Origin of the sequence: Cellulosimicrobium arenosum, assembly GCF_014837295.1 — a bacterium.
Classification (GTDB): domain Bacteria; phylum Actinomycetota; class Actinomycetes; order Actinomycetales; family Cellulomonadaceae; genus Cellulosimicrobium; species Cellulosimicrobium arenosum.
Genome location: NZ_JACYHB010000002.1, coordinates 211,671 through 234,080, shown reverse-complemented (window position 1 = coordinate 234,080; position 22,410 = coordinate 211,671). Strand labels below are relative to the sequence as shown.

The window sequence follows — 22,410 nt, the reverse complement described above, 5'->3', positions numbered from 1 at the left end:
TAGCGGGCGTGATGCGGCGACGACGCGAGCGGTCAGATCCTCTGCCAACTCACGGCGCACGGCCCCGTCGACTACGCCTCCGCCGGACGCGATGATCCGCTCGACCTCCACCCTGGGCGTCGGCCGCGTTCCACGCCGAGCGACGCGAGCCCAGCCGGACGAGAGCCAGCTCGACGACGCCGTCGCGGTCGACGGCGCCCGTCCGCAACACGGGTAGTGGAGCGCCTGGCGCCGGAGCGACGTAGCCGAGCTCGTGCAACTCCTCCATCCAGCGGTGCCGCAGTTCCTCACCGTTTGTAGGCACCACCTTGTCCGGCCGCGCGTCGGCCCACGCTCGCCGATCCCATGCCTGCCGCAGCGCCGGCCCGGGCTCCTCGCCGGGATGGTCGGAGCGCCACTCGGCCTCGTAGGTGTCGATGTTGGCCTCGATCTGCTTCGCCCGTGCGCTGAACGCTCCCGTGTACGCCGCCAGTTCGACGACCTCGCCGGTCTCGGCGTCGAGCGTGAGCCCGTGATGTGCCAGTGCCTCGCGGAATCCTTGGTTCGTCATCACCGCGGCGTGCCCGATCCCGTTGATAGCCTCCAGGCTGTCGCGCACGCCGACCGTGTGGAGTCCTCGCCACTTGCCGGCGGCGAACACCCGGGCGTTGACCTGGAGGTGCAGGTGTCGGTGCGGGTCGCCGGCTCGCGATGTGAAGTGGCGTACGACGGCCGCCTCGATCTGCTCCACCGGGATCTGCACCTGCCGATCCCGCGGCCCGACCCGAGTCGTCGCGTGAGAAGCGAGCCAGCCGATGAGCTCCTCAGCTGCCGCCATCTGGGCGGCGTCGTACGCTCCGGCGATTTCGGGGTGCAGCGCGGCCGCGAGCGACCAGGTCTTCGGCCCGTTGACCGTGACTTCAACGAACCGGACGCCCTTCTCGTCCTTCCGCAGCCTGCCCTTCGTGAGCCGGGTGTCGACGTCGTATCCGGCGACCCATCGCTCGTACGTCTCGCCGTCCATATCGGCTCGCCGCTCGACGCTGTCCGGAGTTGCCGCGAACTGCATCGCGACCCCGCTGCCTTCGGCGAGGTAGTAGTGGTCGGCCCGGGAGCGATCGGCCTCGACGTAGTGGCGCGCAGCGGCGGCGGCGCCGCGGTAGATCTTCATCCCGCCGTGCACGCGGACCACCTTTCTCAACAACCGTCGATGACCGTGAAATCGCAGGTCAGGCGGTGCATTGGCGCCCGTCCCGCTACGAACTTTCGTAGCATGCGTGCCGCTCAGAAGGGAGGACAGAACAGGTGATCAGGAGAGTGGATCGGTGAGCCAGCGATGATTAGAGATGGGTGCTAGGGGAGGCGATGGTGGAGCTGCAGCGGGAGAACAAAAGGGTGCGTCGGGGGACGGGCAGGGGAAAACGATCAGGACGCGAAGCTCTGAGCGGCCCGGTTCCTCCTGGGCGCGCGCCCGAGGGTCGCCTCGTACTTCTCCGCGGTATCGAGGGTATCGACCATGCGGTCGACCAACTTCGGTCGGTACACGAATTGCGAGAAGGCCGGGGCGTAGACGCAGTAGCCAGACGACTTCCTCATCTGTGCCTTGGAGCCGCTCTTGGCCGGGCCGATCTCCCATGCCTTACGCAGCGTCGTGAAGTCGTGCAACGTGAAGACGAAGTCGATCCGGGCCGCGACGGCTCTCGTTGCGGCCTTCGGCAACATCTCGTCGCCGTGGACCGCGTCACGAAACTTCTCTGCGACGATGACGCTCCCTTCCTTGCCCACAAGGTCCTTCAGCTCCTCCTCGCTGAGTGAGTCCTGCCGCACGAAGTTCAGCGCGAGGTCAGCTTCGGTCTTTGGTCCCTGCATCGGTATGAGGAGAAGGCGATACGCGAAGCGCTCGTCGCCACGGACGTCGTCCGGAACGGCCTTCTGGAACTCGGTGATGTAGTTCGTGACTGCCTGTGGAACACCGCGCCGCATGGCCTTGTGTCGATCAACACCTGCGGGCGTCAGCGACTGGACGAAGATTGGGAACTTCAACTCAGATCCGAGAGACTCGCTGGCCCCGAACCGCCGCGTGAGCTCAGCCTCGAAGTTGATGATGCAGGCGTGGGCCTCCGGAGCGGTTACCGCGAGCACGTAGTCCTGGAAGCGGTGCTCGATCTGGTTTCGGAGGCCGATGAAGAACTCGATGTTGAAGCGGACCGGGTCGTTGTCTTTGAACTCCGCCTTGAGGCATCGGGCAAGATCCCACGTCTTCTTCGACCCGTCTGGATTTCGCTCGTACCGCCTCCGCCCGGTCTTCTCGCGGTAGAAGACCGTTTCATTGCGCCTGGTGCGGTCGGCATGGAGGAGGTTCTGCCAAGCCAGGTGTATGTGAACGATGAAGTCGACGAAGCTGCGCCGATCTCCGGGGCGGTTGTAGAAGTCGATCGCTACCAGAGCCTGGCGGCGAGCCTCGTCGAGCGTGTGACTCCATGCGGGGGGCCGACTCATCCGTTGCTCCTCCATCCGTTGCGCATTGCTATGTCAATGTGCAAATATAACAGACATGACAGAAGTCGCGATGGTTTCGCCGGTCCTCCAGGCCATCCGTGCTGCGCTTGACCTGACCCAGGCGGAGTTGGCTCAGCGCCTCGGCGTCTCGTTCGCGACGGTCAACAGGTGGGAGGGCGGAGCCAACAAGCCGCAGAGGGCCCAACTGGCCAAGATCACTGCACTGGCCGAAGAGGCCGGCGTCGACCTCGGCGATGCCCCGATCACGGGCGGCGCGGTTGTGACCCGTCGTCGTGGCCGTCAGGCCAAGTCGGGGCCGCCGACCACCAAGCCGATGGAGCAGATGCTCTGGGACGCGGCCTGCTCAATACGTGGCGAGAAGGACGCACCTAAGTTCAAGGACTACCTGCTCCCCCTGTTGTTCCTGAAGCGCCTATCCGATGTCTTCGACGACGAGATCGACCGCCTCGCCGAGGAGTACGGCGACCGCGAGGTCGCCGTCGAGATCGCCGACAACGACCACAGTCTCCTCCGCTTCTACCTCCCGCCCGAGTCTCGATGGGCAGTCATCAGCGGCCGCGCCCAGTACGACTGGCCGGACGACGAGCGCGGTCGCACGACCCGCCCCCGCGACATCGGAGAGCACCTGACCAAGGCGGTACGTGCGGTCGTCCGCTACAACCCGACGCTGGCAGGCGTCATCGACGTCGTCGACTTCGCGGCCGAGCGCAACGGCGAGCGAGACATCAACCCTGCCAAGCTCAACGGTGTCGTCGAGACCTTCTCGGATCCGCGCTACCGACTCGGCCTCGCTGATGTGCAACCGGACTTCCTCGGTCGTGCCTACGAATACCTCCTCCGCAAGTTCGCCGAGGGTTCCGGCCAGAGCGCCGGTGAGTTCTTCACGCCGACCGAGGTCGGATTCCTTATGGCCCGTATCTTGCGCCCGAAGCCCGGCCAGACCTGCCATGACTACGCCTGCGGATCGGCCGGGCTCCTTATCAAGCTCCAGCTCGTCGCCAACGAGCTCGATCCGACCGCGAAGGTGCCGTTGAAGCTCTACGGGCAGGAACTCCAAGCCGAGAGTTATGCGGTCGCGCGGATGAACGCAATCATCCACGACATGGACGTCGACCTCCGACGGGGCGACACCATGATCAACCCGAAATTCCGTACGCCCTCGGGCTCACTCGACCAGTTCGACCTCATTGTCGCCAATCCGATGTGGAACCAGCCCTTTGGCGCCAGCATCTTCGAGGACGACCCCTACGACCGTTTCATCAAGAATGGCGGGGCGACTTCAGGCAAGGGTGACTGGGCCTGGCTGCAGCACACCCTTTCGGTCCTCAAGGACGGAGGGCGTGCCGCCGTGGTTCTCGACACCGGCGCTGTCACTCGCGGCTCCGGCTCGAAGAACGAGGACAAGGAACGCAACATCCGCAAGTGGTTCGTCGACCAGGACCTCATTGAGGGCGTCATCCTCATGCCGGACAACCTCTTCTACAACACCACCGCGGCGGGCGTGATCGTGGTGCTCAACAAGCGCAAGCCCGCGTCCAAGAAGGGCAAGATCACGCTCGTCAATGCCAGCAAGCGCTTCACGAAGGGCAAGCCCAAGAATCACCTCGCTGCCGAGGACGTCGCCGATCTCGCGAGGCTCTTCAACTCGGGCGAGTCTGGAGAGGGCGAGGTCGCAGTCATCGACCTCCAGCAGGCCGCAGAAGCGGACTACAACCTCAGCCCGAGCAAATGGGTACTTCAAAGCGATGCGGCGGCTCACGCTGAGCTTCCGGAGCTGCTGGCGCAACTTGATGAGTTGACGACTGAGGACGCCAAACTCACCACGGAGTTGCTGGAGCTCCTGCGACCGCTCGCTGTGACTGGTGCCCAGCCATGAGCGCAGGGTGGAAGACGGCGACAGTCGGAGAGTCCATCGTTCCGGTGTCGGTCGCTGGGAAGTCGAAGATTCAGACGAAGGACTACAAGCACGAAGGCGCCTATCCGATCGTGGACCAAGGGCAGACGCCAATCGCGGGATGGACGGATTCCCTTGACGCGGTCATTGACGCCCCCTTGCCGCTGATCGTGTTTGGTGATCACAGCCGGACCTTCAAACACCTCGACCGGCCCTTCGCCCGAGGAGCTGACGGCACCCAATTGCTTCGCCCCGTCGACGAGATCGACCCCTTGTTCTTCTTCTACGCCTGCCGCGCGATCGACCTGCCCTCTCGGGGCTACAACCGTCACTTCACCCTTCTCAAGGAGAAGACCTTCTCGTATCCAGGGGACGGGGCAGTTCAGCGGTCGATTGCAGCTCTCCTGAGTCGCGTCGAGCGTGCGCTGCTAATCCAAGACGAACTGGTTGCGTTGCTAAAGCAGGCGAAGGCTGCGGCGATGCGCCAGTTATTCTCGCGAGGGCTACGCGGGGAGGCGCAGAAGGAGACCGAGATTGGCCCGATCCCCGAAGGTTGGGAGTTGGCCACTATCGACAAGCACTTCTCGGTCGCTTCTGGCGGTACGCCATCGCGCAGCACCCCCTCGTACTGGGTCAGTGGCACGATCCCGTGGGTCAAGACGACCGAGGTGAATTACGCCGTCATCACCGAGACGGAAGAGCACATCACACAGGCCGGTCTCGATGGGTCTGCCGCGAAGATGCTCCGGCCGGGCACGTTGCTGATGGCCATGTACGGGCAAGGCGTAACCCGCGGGAAGGTCGGGATTCTGGGTATCGAAGCAGCCTGTAACCAGGCCTGTGCGGCGATGACCCCGGTCGATGACGGCGTCCTTCCTAGCTACCTCTACCACCACTTGACGTCGCAGTACGAAGCGATCAGATCGCTCGCGCACGGTGGCCAGCAGCAGAACCTCAACCTAGACATCGTTCGCAAGATCGGCGTACCGGTGCCGCCCACGATCGATGAGCAGCAAGAGATCGTTGACCTGCTGGACGCCCTCGATCGGAAGATCGACCTGCGCCGTCGCAAGCGTGAGGTGCTCGACCAGCTCTTCAAGTCCCTGTTGAACAAGCTGATGAACGGCGAAGTTTCGGTGGAGCATCTCGACCTGAGCGCTCTGCGGACGACTGAGGGAAGCGCCGCATGAGTCAGATCAAGATCTCCGAGGCCAAGTCGGTGCAGTTCCCGATGGTCAAGCACGCCTCAGCTGTCGGTTGGGAGCAGCTCACGCCCGAAGAAGCCGAGGGGATGCGGCGCGGTCGGGCGAACATGCTGTTCCCCGAGGTGCTGGAGGACAAGCTGCGAGAGTTCAACTCGTGGCTGACCGAGGATCAGGCACGTGCCATCGTCGAGAGCATCGAGGCGCTCCCGGCGACGATCGAGGGCAACCGCGAGGTGCTGCGATGGCTGCGCGGAGAACGACAGTGGAACGACGAGAACGAGCAGCGACGACGACCAGTGCAGGTCGTCGACTACGCCTTCCCGGATCAGAACGCGCTACAGGTCACATGGGAGTGGAAGCTCGAGCCGCCCGCACGCGCAAAGGGCAACCGCGCCGATGTCATGTTCGTCGTCAATGGCATCCCGGTGACCATCGTCGAGCACAAGAACCCGAAGGATCGCGACGCCCTGACGAAGGCGGTTACGCAACTTCGTCGCTACGAGAAGGAGACGCCCGAACTCCTCACCCAGGCGCAGCTCCACAACGAGACCCACCTGATCGACTACTGGTACGGCGTTACCTGGAACGTCAATCGCCGGATGCTTTTCAAGTGGAAGCACACGAGTGATGAGTCCTACCGCGACGCGGTTCAGGCATTCTTCGAGCCGCATGAGTTCCTGCGCACGCTGCGGGAGTGGGTGCTCTTCTATGTTGAGGATGGTGAGACCCGAAAGTCCGTCCTCCGCGAGCACCAGCGCGGGGCTGTCGACGCCGTTGTCGAACGCTGCGCCGACTCGACGAAGAACCGCGGGCTGATCTGGCACACCCAGGGCTCGGGCAAGACCTTCACCTTGCTGACCGCGGCTCAGTTGATCCTGAGCCAGAAGGACCGCTTCAAGAACGCGACCGTCATCCTGGTCGTCGACCGTACGGAGCTGGAGGGCCAGCTCAAGGAATGGGTCGACAGGCTCCTTGGTGACATGCAGGCCAATGACATCCCGGTCCGGCGCGCCAACAGCAGGGACGATCTGCAGGACATCTTCGACTCAGACTTCCGCGGGCTCGTGGTCTCGATGATCCACAAGTTCGAGACGATCCGGAAGGACAGCTCTGACCGGGACAACATCTTCGTCTTCATCGACGAAGCTCACCGATCGGTCGCTGCCGACCTCGGCTCCTACCTGATGGCGGCCGTGCCCAACTCTACGATCATCGGCTTCACCGGCACACCGGTTGGCGGGACACGAGGCGGCGCCTCCGGGTCGTTCCAGATCTTCGGCGCGCAGGATGAGAACGGCTACCTGCACAAGTACTCGATCATCGAGTCCATCGACGACGAGACGACGTTGCCGATCAAGTACATGCTCGCTCCCTCGACAATGTCGATGGAGCCCGAGGATCTCGACGAACAGTTCTACGCACTCGCCAATGACGAGGACGTCACCGACATTGAGGAGCTCAACAAGGTGCTCCAGCGGGCTGTCGGCCTGCGCACCTTCCTCGGGGCAGACAGCCGCGTGAAGCAGGTGGCCGGGTTCGTCGCCAACCACTTCCGAGAGAACGTCGACCCGTTGGGGTACAAGGCCTTCCTTGTTGCCGTCGACCGGGAGACGTGCGCCAAGTACAAGCGCGCCCTCGATGACCTGCTGCCACCCGAGTGGTCCGAGGTTGTTTACAGCAAGAACGCCAACGACGTCATCGAGCGGCCGGACGTCCACGAACTCCAAGTCTCGGACGACCGCGAGAAGGAAGTGCGCCGCCAGTTCAAGAAGGCAGACCAGCAGCCCAAGATCCTCATCGTCACCGACAAGCTGCTTACCGGCTACGACGCACCCGTGCTATACGCGATGTACCTAGACAAGCCGATGCGCGACCACGTGCTGCTCCAGGCGCTTGCGCGCGTGAATCGCCCCTACGTCGACGGCGACGGTGTGCAGAAGAAGCTCGGACTCGTCGTCGACTTCGTCGGCATCCTCAAGGAGCTGCACAAGGCCTTGCGCTTCGACTCGGCCGATGTCGAGGGCGCGTTGGAAGACCTCGACGTCCTGATGGCCGACTTACTGGTCAAGATCGGCACCGCCTCGACCGAGTACCTCCAGGTGGAGAGCAGTCAGGGCGCAGATGAGCAGTTGGAGAGCCTCGTCTACGGCAAGTTCCTTACCGAGGAAGCGCGCAAGGAGTTCTTCGACGCCTACCGCGACATCGAGTCGCTGTGGGAGGTCCTGTCGCCGTCGGCAGAGCTGCGCGACCACATCGCGACGTACAAGCGGCTCTCCGTGCTGTACGCCGCCGTGCGAAACGCCTACTCCGACGCGGGCGGCTTCACCGCCGACCTGGAGCACAAGACCAAGCGGCTGATTGAAGAGAGCGCTACGCAGGATGGACTCGGGCGATTCACCAAGGTCGCCACCTTCGATGTGGACACCTTGGAGGCGCTCGGCAAGGACGATGGCCCGCCGGAGGAGAAGGTCTACAACCTCCTGCGTGGCCTGCGGAAGGAAATGGAGGACAACCCCGCTGCTGCAGTCGTGCTTCAGAGCATCAAGGACAAGGCAGACCGCGTCATCGAGAACCTCGAAGAGCGCAAGGTCAGCGGTCTGGCGGCTCTCGACGAACTCAAGGCCATCGCCGAGGAGAAAGATCGGCTGCGCGAGTTCGCGAAGCAGGCTGGACTGTCCGGTCGCGCCTTTGGCGTCTACTCGGCTCTGAGCGCAGAGCCCGCATTGAGTGGACTCAAGGTCGACATCCAGCACATCGCGACCACCATCGAGGTTGCGGTCGATCAGTTCCCTCACTGGAAGCAGAACGCCGACGAGCGCCGCCGCCTCCGCAGTGGCCTCTACAAGCCGCTGCTGGACAACAAGGTTCCTGCGAAGGCATGCAACGAGATCATCGAGAACGTCATGAACGTGTTGGAGAAGGTCTGATGGCACGCCCCAGGATGATCCTGACCGCTGACCAGGTGCTCACCCGCAAGGCGATGGCCTGGGCGGCGAAGATCCGCGTGAACCCCACCCGAGTGGTGATCGCTGAGCTGGAGACCAAGTGGGGTTCGTGCGCTCCTGACGGCGTCGTCACCCTGGCCGGAGATCTCGTCGATATGCCTGAGGGGTTCCAGGACTACGTCGTTGTCCATGAGCTCCTGCACCTGCGCTATCGCTCCCACGGCAAGGCCTTCACGGCGATGATGACCGCTCTCGTCCCAAGCTGGCGAGAGCTGGAGGCATCAAGTCCAGTGAGGGAGGTGCGCAAGTGAGCGAGGCGGGCAACGTCGAGGGGCGTTGGGACGGGCATCTGATCAAGGTGCTCGAGGTGCTCGATGGGGGCGAGGCGTTCCTAGGCCGCACTTCGAACGGCGGCACTGCCAGATTCTCGCTGGGACAACTGGCCGACCTTCGGAGGGGCTCCGTTGTCTTCGTGAGTGAGGACAGATGGGAGGTAGTTCCTGAGAGTGCCTGGCCGGAGATTCCCGAGGTTGCAATCATCCGAAAGATTCTCGATGACGGGCTTCTGATCGAGTACGGCGCTGGGATTCGGTTCGTGCCCGGTGAACCTTCTGTCGAGGTCGCCGTCGGAAACACGGTTCAGTTCAGCGAAGTCGATGGCGTGCTGCGGGTCTTCGATCAGGGTCCGGTCAGGTACCGAGATGAGGGCGTCGGAGACGACAGCATTGACGAGTATCTGGTCCCTGCTGGCGCTGACGGCCCAACGTTCGCCTCGTTCGCTGGCTACCACGAGGTTCGCCAGCGTGCCGTTGAACTGATCGAGACCCAACTGAAGAACCGCGAGCAGTTGTCGGCCATCGGTGCCCGCCCTGTGAAGGGGATCATCTTCACGGGCCCTCCCGGAACCGGCAAGACCCATCTCGCGCGCGTGATCGCCCACGAGTCCGGCGCTTCCTTCTACCTGATCAGCGGGCCCTCCATCGTGAGCAAGTGGGTCGGCGACAGCGAGCAAGCAATCCGACGGATCTTCCGCGCAGCGGCCAAGAAGGACAGCGCAATCATCTTCTTCGACGAGATCGACAGCATCGCCGAGCGCCGCACCGAGGAATCCCACGAGGCGTCCAGGCGACTCGTTGCCCAGCTCCTGACAGAGCTCGATGGCTTCGATCAGGGCGGCTCGAACCTCATCGTGATCGCGGCCACCAACCGCATCGAGAGCGTTGACGAGGCACTCCTACGACCGGGGCGGTTTGACTGGGAAATCGCGTTTGGCATGCCAACCGCTGAAGACCGACTGGAGATCCTGCAACTCGGCGCTGGCCAGATGAAGACCGAGGGAGTGCTCGGGCTGGAGGTGGTGGCGGCTGCCAGCGACGGGTGGTCTGCGGCACGGCTTGCGTCGCTCTGGACGGAGGCAGCCCTCTTGGCGGCCGGCGATGGCCGCACGGCGATCGTTGATGAAGACGTTGCTCAGGCGTTCGAGCGAGTAGCTCGGCGGCCGGTGCGAGAAGCGAAGGGAGCCTCCAATGGCGCTTAACGATTGGTGGCGTCGCTTTCGGGATCGAAGGCGAGTGAAGCGAGCGAAGAAGGTCATCGATACTGCCCGCCCTCTTCGCGAGTTCGTGTACCTCGATGAGGTCAGCCTGACGAGTCTGCTCGTGTCCCAGCGGGACACGATTCCTGAGCATGTTACGAGCGGCAGGTCCGTATCCGAACAGGCCGAGATCTCAGCAAAGGCATCGGTAGACGCCGTCGCCGCGAAGGCCGAGAGCGCAACTCGTTATCAGACCGCGAACTCAAGTTCGGTCGAAAGTTCTCGCAAGGCAGTGGTCCAGACCCTGTTCAACGAGCTACGCGATGACGCCAAGCTGCCGATCGCACTGCGCGACGACGCGGTCGGTCCAGTGTCTATTCCAGTCGACAGTGCCACCGAAGATGGCGGACACCGCGGGTGGCGTGGCGAAGACTTGCTGCGTGGACAGCTGATCGAACTAGAGGTCGTCCTTGAAGTTGACCCGGTGTTCAAACTCGGGACGATGGTGTCGGAGTTCTCCGCCATGGCCGCCGAGTACCCGCAGATGGCGGGCCCTGCAGGGCTCGCCATGCTCGATGAGATCGAACCCGTTAAGAAGGTCCTCGATCGCCTCCTCGCCGGGCTGATCCCCATCAGGGCAACTGCATGCAACTACGTCGTGGCCACCGTAGACGGGCATGAGTACGTCGTCCGGTCCAGCACTGCAAGTGAACTCGGCGTCCCCGTTCGCCCGCTCGAAATCGTCGGCGTTACGGAGCACATCGGCTACTGGAAGGACATCCGGCGCGTTCTGTTCTCGTCGGGCCAGTTCAAGCTCTTGTGCCGGGTCGCGCGGCCGGGCCTCCACGAAACCTGGACCCCAGTCAAGGTCGCTCACCTGTTTGGCGACGTCGCCCCAAGCCTGGTGGAGCAGATCGACACGCTGAGCAAGGCGGGCACCACGGGACTTGATGGACTTGCTTCGGGGCACTCGCACCCCGCCCTTGTGCGGGCGCTCGCAGCCTATGCAGATCAGATCGCTTCGATGACCAACCAGGGCCTCCGGCCATCAGCGGCGGTCGAGCTCATCGAGATTGCCGCGCGAGCCTCTGACGAAGCATCGCCTAGCGCGCAGCGGCAGGCGTTCGCTGCAGTGCGCGAACTCATCGTTGCCGGAAACCCAGACAGCGCGCCGACACCCGAACAAGACCTTGATGCCCGCCGGATTGCACGGCAGCTCGCTGGTCTGCCCGTCCTGCCGGGCGGTTCTATAGTCGCAACGGCCGACAGCACGCCTGAGCACGTCGCGGACGCCCCTGCTGATACCGACGTAGCCAAGCTGATCGACGTCGAGGTCGTTGCCATCTACTGGTGACAAGTTTGGCGCGATGCGATCTCCTCGTAGCGGAAGGCCTCATCGCCTGGCGAGCTTGTCGACCGAGTCTCGGAGGGCGTCCTCGCCGGCGCGGACGTAGTGGTTGAGGACGGTAGTGAGTTTGTCGCCGAGGTACTGGGCCACGACCTCCCAGGGCTCGCCGAGCTCGTCGTGGAACCACTTGGTCGCGGCGTGGTGGCGGAGGTTGCGGTAGACGATCGTGCGCGGCCAGGCGTTGCCGGGGTCGTTCTCCTCGACCCAAGCGCGGACGCGGTGCCAGCGCTCGTTGTGCATCTCGGGCTTCACGGGCAGGCCGGTGGCGGTGTCGACGAAGAGCCAGAGCTCGTCCTCAGGCGGCACCGGGTAGTTCCACCAGGCGAGGCCTTTGTCCTTCGCGCGCGCAGCTAGCGATGCCCGGCGCTGGCGCTCGGCCTCTTGCGCGTTGATGACCTGTTGGAGCGACGCCTTCGCGGGCAGGTCGAGCAGCTCCTTGACGCGGGGGAGGAGTTCGTCGTGCATCAGCGACTTGGGCAGCGGCACCTCGTGGAGCGTGTGGTTCTTCACCGGGCCGCGGAACCCGGCTTGGCCGCGCGGGGTGATCCACGAGCCGTTGACGTGGACATAGCCGCGATCGAAGAACACGTCGATCGCGCGGAGCGCGTTCTGCTCGCCGAGGCGGAGGCCGCCGAAACCCGCCACGCGGATCTTCGTCCCGAGCATCGGGAGGCGTGTCATCTGCGTGTAGTCAAGTGTTCTGGCCCCACTTGCCGTCACGAATTCTGGCCCCGCCTGGTTGGGTTGACGGCCGCGGATCGCCGCTTGGAGGTGCGTAGGCGGTATGACTCGGTGCCGGTCTGCAGGATGTGGGCGTTGAAGGTCACGCGGTCGACGATCGCGGCCACGAGTCTCGGGTCGGGGAAAACGGTGCCCCACTCGCTGAAGGGCAGGTTCGTCGCGATCGCGATCGAGGCTTTCTCTTCGCGTTCGGTCATGATCTGGAAGAGGAGCTCGGCGCCTCGGGGGTCGGCGTGGACGTAGCCGAGCTCGTCGAGCAGGAGCAGGTCCAGGCGTCCGTAGCGGGCGACGGTGCGGGCGAGTTGGCGGTCGTCGGCGGCCTCGACGAGTTCGTTGATGAGGTTCGCGCAGGTGGTGTAGCGCACGGCCTTGCCCATCTCGCAGGCCGCGGTGCCCAGGGCGATGAGCAGGTGGGTCTTGCCGGTGCCGGAGTCGCCGAGCAGGACGACGGGCTGGCCGGCCTCTAGGTAGGCCCCGGTGGCCAGGGTGGCTAGGGTCGCGCCGTCGATCGGCGAGCAGGTGGTGTCGAAGTCGGCGAGGCGCTTGGTGCGGGGGAACTTGGCCTCCTTGACCCGTCGCTGGCGGCGGCGTTCGGTGCGGGCGTCGACTTCGGCGGCAAGGACGTCGGCGAGATAGGCCAGGTGGGATCGCTGCTCACGCAACGCGGCGGCTGCGAGGGGCTGGGCCTCGGCGCGCACGGTCGACAGGTACAGGTCCTTGGTGGCGACGTTGATCGCGGCCAGGGCGGCATCGTTGCCGGTCATCGGTCATTCCCGGTGAGCAGGGCGTCGTAGCCGTCTAGGGTGGGTGGCTGGCGGTCGTAGCGGGCCAGGGCATCGATTGCGATGACCGGCGCGACCGGCGGCTCGGCGCCGCGACGGGCGTCGATGATCACCGAGGCCGCCTCCAGCACGCCGCTGGTGACGGCGGTGCGCATCGCGGCGATCAGCGCGGCCCGTGGCAGGGTGCGGTGGGCCAGGAGGACCTCGATCAGGTCCCGGGTGCCGGGCCCGTCCCCGCGCTTGGTGCGGGCGGCGTCCCAATAGTCCTGATGGGTGCCGCTGAACAACCCGGCCGCCTTCGCCTGGGCGAGCGCCGTCGCGCCGGGTAGCGCCCCGGGCTTGCGGGCGAGGATCTCCAGGTAGTGGTCCAGGTCGAGGACGTCGACGTACTTCGCGGTGGCCCGCTCGTGCCGTGCGACGCTCTTCGCGCCATCGAGGACCTCGACGCTGGTCGCTCCGAGGCGCACCGTCAGCCGCCGGGCCACGTACCGGATCGGGACCGAGTAGTACGCCTGACGCACGCACACCCGAGCACGGGAGTCGACCTTCGCGCTCAGGATCGTCGCGGCGTCGAACGCCTCACCTGACAGCGGCGCCAGCATCACACGTTCGGCGGTGAACTCCACGCCGATCGTCGCCTTGTGCCCGGTGACGACCCGGGCGTCGTCGGCCAGGTCGCCGGCCGCGACTAGCTCGTTCAGCTCGCCCAGCGTGGCGACGTGGGGCACTGGCACCAGGTGGCGGCGGAATCGGCCGATCTCGCCCTCGATGCCGCCCTTCTCGTGCGCGCCGTCCTTGCCTGGGACGCAGAAGAACGAGGCGAACCCGTAGTGGCTGCGCAGCGCGGCGAACCGGTCGTTCTCCACCCGGTCACGGCCCCGCCGGATCCGCACGACCGCGGGCTTGAGGTTGTCGTACCGGATCCGGGCCGGCACCCCGCCGAAGTGCGCGAGCGCGCGCACGTGCCCCTCGAGGAACGCCTCTTGGGCCTGGTTGGTGAACGCGTAGTGGAACGCCCGACCCGAGGCCGACAGCCGCATCGCGAACATCCAGACCTTCAGGTCCTGCCCACGCAACCGGACATGGAACTCGCCGAAGTCGACCTCGGCCTCCGCGCCCGCCTCGTGGGCCTGCGGGACGAACACCTCCACCTTGTCCAGGCCCAGCTCACGGCGCCGGGCCGCGACATACCGCGAGACCGTCACCTCCGAGACCTGCGCGCCATGCTCGGCAACCAGCCGTTGCCACACCCGCCGGGCCGTGTGCCGCTGCTTGGCCGGCACGTCCCGGTCGCCGGTCAGCCAGGCATCGATCACGTCCCGATACCGATCGATCGCCGGCCTGCCCCGCGGCGCGTACTCCTTGCGCGGCGGCGGCATCGGTGACGCCAACGCCTGCCGGACCGTGCGCCGATGCACCCCGTGCCGCTCAGCAAGTTCTCGGATCGAGAGCCCCTCACGGCGATGATCAACACGAATCTCCTCGAACAGCTCCACCCTGGACCTGACCATCCCGACCTCCCCGACAACGTCGTCGAGAAGATCTGAACCGGGGGTGGGGCCAAAATTCGTGACGACACGCGGTCCCACCCGCCCGCGAGATCACCGCCCAGCCGGGGCCGAGATTCGTGAAGAAATCAGCTCCAAGTGGGGCCAGATCAGGTGACCACACTCAGTCATCAGTGGATCGGTGCCATCCGGGCCGCAGAGCTTGTCGGCCGCATCAGCCATGGCCCGCACCTGGCGGGTCTCGGGACGCAGGCGCGGGTCGACGTACTGCGCCGTCGCGCCGTGCAACACGTTGGCGCGCCCGATCTCCAAGCCGTCCAGTGGGTCGATGCTCCGGTCGAGCCAGCCTAGGCGCCAGGCAAGCTTGCGCATCGCGGCGAGCTGGCCGCGCAGGTCTTCGCGGCCGCGCTGGGAGAAGAGCGTCTTGCTGCCCTTCTCCATCACACGACGGCTGTGCTCGACACGCCACTTCGTCACCGGCACGTCGCCGATCGTCGGCAGGATGTGGGCGTTGAGTCGGGACTCGCGCCCCTCCATCGTCCGGGGCTGCTTGCCTCGCTCGATGCTGTCGGCGATGTACTCCTCACCGAGCATCCGGATCGTCCTGGAGGCCCGGATGTCGGCGCCCGCCGGCGTCTCCGACTCGGTGTCGAGCGCGGCCTCCGCTTGCGCGAAGATCTTGCGCGCCTCTTCCTCGGAGCTCGCCCGTCGCAGCACGCGCTTCCAAGGCTCGCCCTCGCCAGCAGGAGCCCGGAAGTAGACCTGGTACTTGTTGCTGCCCGCGCCGGGGGCGTAGAGCCGCACCCGCCAACCACGTGTCGCGCCGCCGAGCAGGCGCTGCTTGCCCTGCGCGAGCAGCTTCGGTTGAGGGCGTGTGGCCACGAGACCGCCTCCTAGGCTGGTGACACCGGGCCTGCGGAGAAGCCCGGCGCAGATCCATAATGCATCACTCTCGTGCATCACTCAAGGAAAATTGATGCACGTGCCACTCGTTAGGAGTTACAGGAATGGCCAACCGCCTCGCCTCGGCAACGAGCCCATATCTGCTCCAACACGCAGAGAATCCGGTGGATTGGTGGGAATGGGGACCCGAAGCGTTCGCTGAGGCGAAGCGCCGTGATGCACCAGTTCTGCTGTCCGTCGGGTACGCCGCCTGCCACTGGTGCCACGTCATGGCGCGCGAGAGCTTCGCCGACCCGGAGGTCGGCGAGGCGCTGCGCGAGCGGTTCGTGGCGGTGAAGGTCGATCGCGAGGAGCACCCCGACGTCGACGCGAGCCTCATGGCGGCGGCGAGCGCCTTCACCCAGCAGCTCGGGTGGCCGCTGACGGTCTTCACCGCGCCCGACGGCGCGCCGTTCTACGCCGGGACGTACTGGCCGCCCGCCCCCGTCCACGGGCACCCGGCGTTCCGGGACGTGCTGGACGCGGTCGCGCAGGCGTGGGAGCTGCGCCGCGAGCAGGTCCTCGAGACGGGGGCGACGATCAAGGACGCGTTGCGCGAGAGCGCGGGCAGCGGCGCGGCCGGTCCGGGCGGAGGCGACGGCACGACCCCCGGGATCGACGTGCGCGAGGTGCTCGACCGGGTCGAGGCGACGCGGGACCGCGTCCACGGCGGGTTCGGCGGCGCCCCGAAGTTCCCGGTCGTGCCGGCGCTCGAGATGCTGCTCGACGTCGCGGCGTCGTCGGTCGTGGACCCGGCGGACGCGGCGCGGGCGCTCGAGCTGGCGGGCACGACGCTCGACGCGATGGCGGCGAGCCCGCTGCGCGACGCGGACGGCGGGTTCTTCCGCTACGCGACGCGGCCGGACTGGTCCGAGCCGCACTACGAGCGGATGCTCTACGACAACGCCCAGCTCCTGTCGGCGTACACGACGCTCGCGGTGCTGCGCCGCGCAGAAGCAGGCCCCGTCGCGCGTCCCGGGCCCGACGGCGGGGAGGACGGCACGTCGGCCGCCGACGTCGCGGCCGGCGTCGGGCAGTTCCTCGTGCGGTCCCTGCGCCTGCCGGGCGGCGCGTTCGCGAGCGGCCAGGACTCCGAGTCCACGATCGAGGGGCGACGCGTCGAGGGTGGGTACTACCTGCTGCCGCCCGCGGGTCGCGCCGAGCTGGAGCCGCCGCCGCTCGACGCGAAGGCCCTGACCGGGTGGAACGGTCTCGCGATCGAGGCCCTCGCCCGGGCGGGCCACCACCTCGACCTGCCCGCGCTCACCACCGCGGCGTGCGCGGCCGCCGACCATCTGCTCGCCACCCACGTGCGCGCCGACGGTTCGCTCGCCCGGGCGTCGGTGGACGGCCGGGTGTCGGACGCCGTCGCGACGCTCGAGGACCTCGGCATGCTCGCCACGGGCCTGCTCACCCTGGGCGGCACCACCGCGGAGGCCGCCTACGTGCGCGCGGGGCTGCACCTCGTCGCGGCGGCCGTGTCCGACGACGGGCACCTGCGCGCGCCGGGCGGCATCGACCCGCTCCTGGTGGAGCTCGGCCTGGACGCCGGGGCGGCCGCCGAGCCGTCGGAAGGGGCCGTGCCCTCGGGCCCGAGCGCCACGGCCCGCGCCGCGCTGACGGCCCATCTCGTCACGGGAGAGCCGCGCTACCTCGCGGCGGCGCGCGCCCACGTGGCGAGGACGCCCGGCGCGAGCGCACGCCCGCTGGCGTCGGGCGGGGTGCTGCGCGTGGCGGTCGCGCTCGCAGAACCGGCGCGTCAGCTCGTGGTCGTCGCGGACGAGCCCGACCGCGCGGGCCTGCTCGCCGTGGCACGGGACCGGTACCACCCGGCCGAGCTGCTGCTCGCGGTCTCGCCCGACGACGCGGCATCCCTCGCCGGGGACGGCGCCGAGGTCCTCGCGGGGCGCGGGCCGGGCGCCTACCTGTGCGCGGACTTCGTGTGCCTGCTGCCGGCGCACGACCCGCGGGAGCTGCGCGCACAGCTCTCCGCCTGACCACGCGTGCGGTGCCGCGTGCCGGGTCGCATCATGGGAGGACGCGGAGGAGGAGCCATGAGGGCAGCGGTCGGAGACAGGATCGTCACGGTGTCGGGCGTCGTGGGCGGTGCCGTGCGCGACGGGGTGGTGGTGGAGCTGCGGCACGACGACGGTTCGCCGCCGTACCTCGTGGAGTGGTCCGACACCGGCGAGCGCACGCTCGCCTATCCGGGCGCGGACAGCTACGTCGAGGCGGCACCGGGACTACCGCCGGTGCCGGGGGAGGACACGACGAAGGTGTGGCGGGTGCAGGTGAGCGTCGTGGAGTCTGCCGGCCGGACGACGGCAGAGGCGGTGCTCGTCGCGGACACGAGCGAGCACGTGCACGCGGTCGGGCGGGCCCGGCTCGCGCCGCAGGACGCGGACGTCCCGCTGATCGGCGACGAGATCGCGGTCGGCCGAGCGCTGCGCCGTCTGGCCGACCACCTGCTCGACGACGCCGAGACGGACATCGCGGCCTCGACCGGCGCGTCCGTGCACGTGCGCCTGTGACGGTGCCGGACGAGGTGCGGGCCGTGGTGCACGGGCACGTCCAGGGCGTGGGGTTCCGGTGGGCGACGCGGGGCAGGCTCGCGGAGCTCGGTCTGGACGGGTCGGCGACGAACCGCACGGACGGCACCGTCGAGGTCGTCGCGACGGGGGCGGGTGCCGACCTCGCCCGGCTCGTCTCGTGGCTGCGTGGCGGTGGCACTCCGGGTCGCGTGACGCGCGTGGACGTGGTGCCGCGCGCCTGACGCGTCGCATCAGGGGCCCCGTCGCGCCCTCCCTCCAGGTGTCACGGCGAGGCCGTCGGGACGACCGGAGCGTCGGGAGGCGTCATGAAGCGGCTCGTGCTGTGCTGCGACGGCACATGGAACTCGCCGGTGAACTCGAGCGTGTCGAACATCGAGAAGATCACGCGCTGCGTGCGGACCGGGGTCGGTGGCGACGGGGTCCAGCAGATGGTGTTCTCGGTCGAGGGGGTGGGTTCCCAGGGCTACCTGGTCGACCGCCTGCTCGGGGGCGCGTTCGGTTACGGGCTCACGCGCAACGTCGTCGAGGGGTACCGGCACCTGGCGCTCAACTACGAGCCGGGCGACGAGATCTACGTCTTCGGCTTCAGCCGTGGCGCGTACACGGCACGCAGCGTCGTCGGCATGATGGCGACGGTGGGGCTCCTCACGCAGGACGCGCTCGCGCGCGACCAGCTGTGCGAGGCCGAGCGGATCTACCGGACACGGGACGTGGACGCGCGCCGGGAGCTGGCGTCGTCCTTCCGCTCGGAGCACTGCCACGAGCGCGTCCCGGTCGCGTTCCTCGGGGTGTTCGACACCGTGGGGGCGCTCGGGGTGCCCGGCCTGAGCCGACGGCGCAGCAGGTTCCACAACGTGGTGCTCTCGTCCGAGGTCGAGTGCGCGCGGCAGGCGCTCGCGATCGACGACCGCCGGATCACCTACGAGCCGTGCCTGTGGTCCGTGCCCGCCACGATGGCTCCACGCGTCAAGCAGGTGTGGTTCCCGGGGGCGCACAGCGACGTGGGCGGCGGGGCGCCGACGCGCGCGCTGTCCGACGCGGCGCTGCTGTGGATGGTGGGGGAGGCGATCGCACGCGGGCTCGCGTTCGACGAGGACCGGCTCTTCGTCCAGCTGCGCCACGAGGACACGCTCCGGTTCCGGTTCCGGCCCGGGCTGCTGTTCGGCGCGATCAACCTCGTCAAGCGGTGGCGCCCGCGGCCCCGGTTCCGCGGTGACCGTCGGGTCCTGGCCGGTGTCCCCGTGCCGGTGGAGCACGTCGACGCCGTCTTCCTCGCGGAGACGGCCGACCGGCTCTGGGGCGACGGCACGTCCGACTACGCCCACCATGCGCGCAACCTCGCCTGGTGGCACGACGCCGCAGGGTCCGCCCTCGCGGAGCGGATCGAGCCGGTCCCCGGCGCGCGGACGGACACACGTCCGCTCGTCCTCGGTTGACGACCACGACCCGGGTCGCCAGGACCGGCGCGCGTGCCATGCTGGAGGCGTGACCGACCCCGCCACGGACCGCGCCGCACTCCTCGTGCCCGAGGACGCGCACGTCCTGGGTGACCGGTCCGCGCCGGTGACGATCGTGGAGTTCGGCGACCTCGAGTGCCCGTACTGCCGTGCGGCCGCGCCCGTGCTGCGGGACGTCGTCGCGTCGTCGGGCGGGCGGGTGCGTCTCGTCTTCCGGCACTTCCCGCTCTTCGAGGTGCACCCGCACGCGCTGACCGCGGCGCTCGCCGTCGAGGCGGCGGGAGCCCAGGGGAGGTTCTGGGAGATGCACGAGGCGCTGTTCGACCACCAGGCCCGGCTCGACGACGACGGGCTGGCCGATCGGGCGGTGGCGCTCGGGCTCGATGCCGAGACCGTCGTCGGCGTACCGGCCCAGCAGTTCGCCGACGTCGTGCGGCGTGACTACGCGGACGGGCTCGCTCTCGGCGTGCAGGGCACGCCCACGCTCTTCGTCGACGGCGAGCGCTACCGCGGTGCCCTGACGGCCGAAGCCCTGCGCGACGCCGTGCGTCTGTCGTCGGGGGAGAGCCCCGGTCGGCAGTAGGCAGTGCCGAGACAGGCCCTATCTCGGCGCGGGGGCGTGCCACGGGAGCGACGGGAGGGCCGACGGCGGTCCGTCGCCCCCCGGCGAGCATAGCGGCCAGCGCTCGCCGAAGGCGCGCAGGGCGATCGACCCGAGCACGGCCGCGACGAGCGAGCCCGCGAGGATGCCGATCTTCGCCTGCTCGACGAGAGCTTCGTCGTCGAACGCGAGCTCGGCGATGAACAGCGAGATCGTGAAGCCGATCCCCGCGAGGATCGCGCCACCGAACAGGTGCGAGTACCGCACGCGGCCGGGCAGGTCCCCCAGGCCCAGCCGCAGGGCCAGGAACGACGCCCCGAAGATGCCGATCGCGTTGCCCGCGACGAGCGCGACCGCGATACCGATCGTCAGCGGTGACGTCGCCGCCGTGCGCAACGACTCCGCGCCGAGGTGCACGCCCGCGTTGGCGAGCCCGAACACCGGGACGACCACGTACGCGCTCCACGGGTGCAGGACGCGTTGCAGGCGTTCGCTGGGCGCGACGGCGGCGCGGGCCGCGAGCTCGGTCACGTGCTCGCGCTCCGCCGTCGTCTCCTGGGCGAGCCGCTTGGCGTAGCGCGGGACCACGGCGACGTCGTCCGGGCGGGCGGACCGCGAGGGGACGAGCAGCCCGACGACCACTCCCGCGAGCGTCGCGTGCACGCCCGACGCGTAGACCGCGCCCCACAACGCGATCCCCACCGCGACGTACGGCGCGAGCCGCCAGACGCCGAGCCACCGCAGCACGACGATCGCCCCGACGAGCACGGCGGCGAGCAGCAGGCCCGGGAGCCACACGTCGTCGGTGTAGAACACGGCCATGACCGTGATGGCACCGATGTCGTCGACGACCGCGAGCGTGAGCAGGAACAGGCGGAGCTGGTCCGGGCAGCGGGGCCCGAACAGCGCGAGGATCCCGACGAGGAACGCGGTGTCGGTGGACATGACGATGCCCCAGCCGTGCTCGGCGGGGGAGCCGGCGTTGAACGCGACGTAGATGAGGGCGGGCACGGCGAGGCCGCCGAGCGCGCCGAGCGCGGGGACCGCGACGGTGCGCCGGTTCCGCAGCTCTCCGCTCGTCACCTCGCGGTTGATCTCGAGCCCGATGACGAGGAAGAACACGGCCATCGCCGCATCGTTGACCCAGTGGTGCAGGTCCATCTCGAACGCCCACGGCCCGACCTGCCATCCGGCGGTCGCGGACCAGAGCGCGTCGTACCCGCTCGACCACGGGGAGTTCGCCCAGACGATCGCGACGACGGCGGCGACGAGCAGCAGGACGGCGCCGCCCGCCTCGGTCGCGAGGAAGGAGCGCAGCGAGGGCGCGACGGGACGGAGCTGGAACCGCAGCGGCGGACCCGGTCGGTCCGGCACGCGCACGGTGGGCATCGAGGACAGGGTGGGGGGCTCGGCCATGCGGCCTCCGTCCGGGGCGAGGGCGGCCAGGGCGAGGAGCGCCCTGCACGGGACAACTCTCGTGGGCGTCGGATGCTTCCGCAACGGGCGGCACGGCAGGCAATCCACATCGTGGAAGCATTCTTCCAAAATGCTTGTGTTCTGGGTCACTCCGAGGTAGCGTTCCCGTTGCCAAGGCGGGCCCGGGCCGAGCGGAGAGTCGCTCGGTGGTCGACACGTTCGACCCGACACCGGCAGCTAACTACCAGGCGGCATCTGAACAATCGCCTGCAGCGTCCCGCCGTGCATCCGGACCGCACGACGAGCAGCATCGCCGAGCCTCTCGGCGCACACCTCGGGGCGCTGCCCGAACCGTGGAGACTCACCATGGACACACTTGCCGTGGAAGCAGTACACCTGGACCGTGCCGTCGCCCTCGCGGTGGACTCGGTCGCGAACGCCGGAGGGCCCTTCGGCGCCGTGATCGTCACCGCAGACGGACAGGTCTTCGAGGGCAACAACCGGGTCACGCAGGACAACGACCCGACCGCGCACGCCGAGGTCACCGCGATCCGTCGTGCGTGCGCCGCGCTGGGCACGTTCGACCTGTCGGGCGCCACGCTCTACTCGAGCTGCGAGCCCTGCCCCATGTGCCTGTCGTCCGCCCTGTGGGCGCGCGTCGGGACGGTCGCCTTCGCCGCCGACCGCCACGACGCCGCGAGCGCGGGGTTCGACGACGCGGCGTTCTACGACTTCGTCACCGCTCACCTGTGCGAACCGACGGTGGACCCGGCCCCGCACCCCGGCAGCGCAGCACCGGTGATGCAGGTCGTCCACTCTCGCAACGCCACGAGCGTCGCCCCCTTCGACGCGTGGCGTGTCCTCGCGACCCGGATCGAGTACTGACCGGCCCCGGGCCGGCCGGTACCGCACCACGACCGAAAGGA

The 22,410-nt window shown here is 67.9% G+C and carries 19 protein-coding genes; 12 read left to right on the top strand and 7 right to left on the bottom strand.

Features of this window, described 5'->3' with window-relative positions; genetic code table 11:
- Positions 1 to 49: 49 nt before the first annotated feature.
- Both mobF and IF651_RS03970 read right to left on the bottom strand, forming a co-directional pair.
- The gene (mobF, locus tag IF651_RS17360) at positions 50 to 1,150 is read right to left on the bottom strand and encodes a MobF family relaxase (protein WP_206715123.1); all 1,101 of its coding nucleotides are present in this window, start codon (positions 1,148 to 1,150) and stop codon (positions 50 to 52) included.
- 254 nt (positions 1,151 to 1,404) lie between these two features.
- Positions 1,405 to 2,478 carry a DUF3644 domain-containing protein gene (locus IF651_RS03970; RefSeq protein ID WP_191827776.1) on the bottom strand — a complete coding sequence of 358 codons (1,074 nt, stop codon included), beginning with the start codon at positions 2,476 to 2,478 and terminating at the stop codon, positions 1,405 to 1,407.
- A 55-nt stretch (positions 2,479 to 2,533) separates the two neighbouring features.
- On the opposite strand from IF651_RS03970, the gene IF651_RS03965 reads away from it, so the two are divergent.
- The 6 genes from IF651_RS03965 to IF651_RS03940 are packed head-to-tail and all read left to right on the top strand — an operon-like array spanning position 2,534 to position 11,431.
- Positions 2,534 to 4,375: an N-6 DNA methylase gene (locus tag IF651_RS03965; RefSeq protein WP_191827775.1), complete on the top strand. Its 1,842-nt coding sequence runs from the start codon at positions 2,534 to 2,536 to the stop codon at positions 4,373 to 4,375.
- The gene (locus tag IF651_RS03960) at positions 4,372 to 5,583 is read left to right on the top strand and encodes a restriction endonuclease subunit S (RefSeq protein ID WP_191827774.1); all 1,212 of its coding nucleotides are present in this window, start codon (positions 4,372 to 4,374) and stop codon (positions 5,581 to 5,583) included. Before IF651_RS03965 ends, IF651_RS03960 begins: the two co-directional genes overlap by 4 nt.
- Positions 5,580 to 8,525: a type I restriction endonuclease subunit R gene (locus IF651_RS03955; protein WP_191827773.1), complete on the top strand. Its 2,946-nt coding sequence runs from the start codon at positions 5,580 to 5,582 to the stop codon at positions 8,523 to 8,525. Before IF651_RS03960 ends, IF651_RS03955 begins: the two co-directional genes overlap by 4 nt.
- Positions 8,525 to 8,854, top strand: a complete 330-nt coding sequence (locus IF651_RS03950) for a M48 metallopeptidase family protein (protein ID WP_191827772.1) — start codon at positions 8,525 to 8,527, stop codon at positions 8,852 to 8,854. The genes IF651_RS03955 and IF651_RS03950 overlap by 1 nt, the downstream gene beginning before the upstream one ends.
- Positions 8,851 to 10,080: an AAA family ATPase gene (locus IF651_RS03945; RefSeq protein WP_191827771.1), complete on the top strand. Its 1,230-nt coding sequence runs from the start codon at positions 8,851 to 8,853 to the stop codon at positions 10,078 to 10,080. Before IF651_RS03950 ends, IF651_RS03945 begins: the two co-directional genes overlap by 4 nt.
- A 34-nt stretch (positions 10,081 to 10,114) precedes the next feature.
- On the top strand, positions 10,115 to 11,431 hold the full coding sequence (locus IF651_RS03940; RefSeq protein WP_191827770.1) for a DUF6414 family protein: 1,317 nt from the start codon (positions 10,115 to 10,117) through the stop codon (positions 11,429 to 11,431).
- Positions 11,432 to 11,470: 39 nt separating this feature from the next.
- Here the strand turns inward: IF651_RS03940 and IF651_RS03935 are convergent, their stop codons facing one another.
- The 4 genes from IF651_RS03935 to IF651_RS03920 all read right to left on the bottom strand — a co-directional run bounded on the left by IF651_RS03935 (position 11,471) and on the right by IF651_RS03920 (position 15,398).
- Complete coding sequence (locus tag IF651_RS03935) at positions 11,471 to 12,151, bottom strand: site-specific integrase (protein ID WP_206715115.1); 681 nt, start codon at positions 12,149 to 12,151, stop codon at positions 11,471 to 11,473.
- A 50-nt stretch (positions 12,152 to 12,201) separates the two neighbouring features.
- Positions 12,202 to 12,990: an IS21-like element helper ATPase IstB gene (istB, locus tag IF651_RS03930; RefSeq protein ID WP_191827769.1), complete on the bottom strand. Its 789-nt coding sequence runs from the start codon at positions 12,988 to 12,990 to the stop codon at positions 12,202 to 12,204.
- Positions 12,987 to 14,504 (bottom strand): IS21 family transposase, encoded by a 1,518-nt coding sequence (istA, locus tag IF651_RS03925; protein WP_422110441.1) that lies wholly within the window; start codon positions 14,502 to 14,504, stop codon positions 12,987 to 12,989. The genes istB and istA overlap by 4 nt, the downstream gene beginning before the upstream one ends.
- Before the next feature lie 105 nt (positions 14,505 to 14,609).
- Entirely contained in the window at positions 14,610 to 15,398 is a 789-nt protein-coding gene (locus IF651_RS03920; RefSeq protein WP_206715112.1) for a hypothetical protein, read from the bottom strand.
- Positions 15,399 to 15,523: 125 nt separating this feature from the next.
- On the opposite strand from IF651_RS03920, the gene IF651_RS03915 reads away from it, so the two are divergent.
- The 5 genes from IF651_RS03915 to IF651_RS03895 all read left to right on the top strand — a co-directional run bounded on the left by IF651_RS03915 (position 15,524) and on the right by IF651_RS03895 (position 20,050).
- Positions 15,524 to 17,455, top strand: coding sequence for a thioredoxin domain-containing protein (locus IF651_RS03915; protein ID WP_191827768.1), 1,932 nt, complete (start codon positions 15,524 to 15,526; stop codon positions 17,453 to 17,455).
- 57 nt (positions 17,456 to 17,512) lie between these two features.
- Positions 17,513 to 17,989: a dsRBD fold-containing protein gene (locus IF651_RS03910; RefSeq protein ID WP_191827767.1), complete on the top strand. Its 477-nt coding sequence runs from the start codon at positions 17,513 to 17,515 to the stop codon at positions 17,987 to 17,989.
- The gene (locus IF651_RS03905; protein WP_191827766.1) at positions 17,986 to 18,231 is read left to right on the top strand and encodes an acylphosphatase; all 246 of its coding nucleotides are present in this window, start codon (positions 17,986 to 17,988) and stop codon (positions 18,229 to 18,231) included. Before IF651_RS03910 ends, IF651_RS03905 begins: the two co-directional genes overlap by 4 nt.
- Before the next feature lie 84 nt (positions 18,232 to 18,315).
- Positions 18,316 to 19,446 (top strand): DUF2235 domain-containing protein, encoded by a 1,131-nt coding sequence (locus tag IF651_RS03900; protein WP_191827765.1) that lies wholly within the window; start codon positions 18,316 to 18,318, stop codon positions 19,444 to 19,446.
- 49 nt (positions 19,447 to 19,495) lie between these two features.
- Positions 19,496 to 20,050: a DsbA family protein gene (locus tag IF651_RS03895; protein WP_338403759.1), complete on the top strand. Its 555-nt coding sequence runs from the start codon at positions 19,496 to 19,498 to the stop codon at positions 20,048 to 20,050.
- A gap of 18 nt (positions 20,051 to 20,068) precedes the next feature.
- On the opposite strand, the gene nhaA is transcribed toward IF651_RS03895, so the two are convergent.
- Positions 20,069 to 21,484, bottom strand: a complete 1,416-nt coding sequence (nhaA, locus tag IF651_RS03890; RefSeq protein ID WP_241744081.1) for a Na+/H+ antiporter NhaA — start codon at positions 21,482 to 21,484, stop codon at positions 20,069 to 20,071.
- A gap of 366 nt (positions 21,485 to 21,850) precedes the next feature.
- Here nhaA and IF651_RS03885 point away from each other — a divergent pair, with 366 nt between their 5' ends.
- Complete coding sequence (locus IF651_RS03885) at positions 21,851 to 22,369, top strand: nucleoside deaminase (protein ID WP_191827763.1); 519 nt, start codon at positions 21,851 to 21,853, stop codon at positions 22,367 to 22,369.
- Positions 22,370 to 22,410: the final 41 nt, after the last annotated feature.